This window comes from Corynebacterium sp. MSK032, from assembly GCF_030232065.1.
GTDB classification, from domain to species: domain Bacteria; phylum Actinomycetota; class Actinomycetes; order Mycobacteriales; family Mycobacteriaceae; genus Corynebacterium; species Corynebacterium jeikeium_D.
Genome location: NZ_JASPJR010000032.1, coordinates 1 through 1,411, shown reverse-complemented (window position 1 = coordinate 1,411; position 1,411 = coordinate 1). Strand labels below are relative to the sequence as shown.

1 protein-coding gene is annotated in these 1,411 nt (G+C 56.5%); it reads left to right on the top strand.

The window, feature by feature from the left end:
• Nucleotides 1-162 precede the first annotated feature (162 nt).
• Nucleotides 163-1,353, top strand: a complete 1,191-nt coding sequence (locus tag QP995_RS10750; RefSeq protein WP_162838042.1) for an IS1249 family transposase — start codon at nucleotides 163-165, stop codon at nucleotides 1,351-1,353.
• The last annotated feature ends 58 nt before the right edge of the window (nucleotides 1,354-1,411 follow it).

The window sequence follows — 1,411 nt, the reverse complement described above, 5'->3', positions numbered from 1 at the left end:
GGGTTAAGTAGCAAAAAGTGTGTCTGACTTTCAGCATTACTGCTGATTAGGCTGGGTAAATCGGGCGGATATAAGCATCAAGACCTTATATCCGCCCGATTAGTGTTCAATCCACCGGAATGGCACCCGCATGTGCTAATCGGGGGTTGGTGTGCTTTCCGGGTGAGTAAAAACAGACCACGATGCCCGATATGCGCTGGGCAAATGAAGAAAAACGGAACCACTTCTAAAGGCACAACCAGGTGGCGATGCAAGGACCCGAACTGCGGCAGTTCCACGACACGAACCCGCACCGACCGCACGCAGACCCGCGACTTTAAAGCCTTCGTCTCTTATGCCACCTCCACAGCAACGTTGTCTGAACTCGCCCAGCAACAAGGGGTAAGCCGTTGGACACTTGACCGCCGATTCAAACCGTTCTGGCTCATCGACATCCCCAACGACGGTGACCCACAGCGCATCTACGACCAGATCTTCATCGACGGTACCTACACCGCCGCCGGATGCTTGCTCGTCGCAGCCAGCCACGACCACGTCATCGCATGGCACTGGACCAAACACGAAACCGCCCACGCCTACACGCAGCTACTCCGCAAAATCGCTGAGCCGCTCTGCGTCGTCCTCGACGGCGGACAAGGCGCACTTACTGCGATTAAAGCCTGCTGGCCGAACGCGATAATCCAACGATGCCTCGTCCATGCGCAACGCGTCATCCGCCGCTACACCACATCACGACCACGCACCGACGCCGGCAAAGCCATCTACGCCCTGGCGTTGAAACTGACCCGTATCACCACACTCGACCAGGCACGGGAGTGGACGCTGCGTCTGCACGACTTCGGACAGGTATTCAAAGCATTCCTCAACGAGAAAACGCCCGTGTCAAAAGAGCGCCGCACACTCAACAACCAGTGGGAATGGACCCATCTGCGAGTTCGCAAGGCATACAACTCCCTGCTGCACCTCTCACGGAAAGGATGGCTGTTTACCTACCTGCAGCCACCACCGAATGCGCTTGAGCCTCAACGCTGGGCTTCAACGACAAACAGTCTGGAAGGCGGCATCAACGCCGGGCTCAAACGCATCGCCGACGCGCATCGCGGCAGGTCCGGGGAACGCCAACGAAAAATGCTCGAGTGGTACCTGCACTCGAAAACGCAACTGCCTGACGACCCATTAAAGATCGCCAGGCAGTGCAATTTCGGCCAAGATCAACTCGCCAAAGTCAACGATCTTGTCGAAGAAGACCACAACAAAGCCGACCATGAAACAGGCCGACCAGCCTTCTACGACAACGCTATCCCAACCGAGTACGAACACTCGATAGGAATCAGAAAAGGCCCCATGAAGTAACAAACGGTGTGCCCGCCCCGCAACACGCCGAGCGGACACACTTTTTGCTACTTAACCC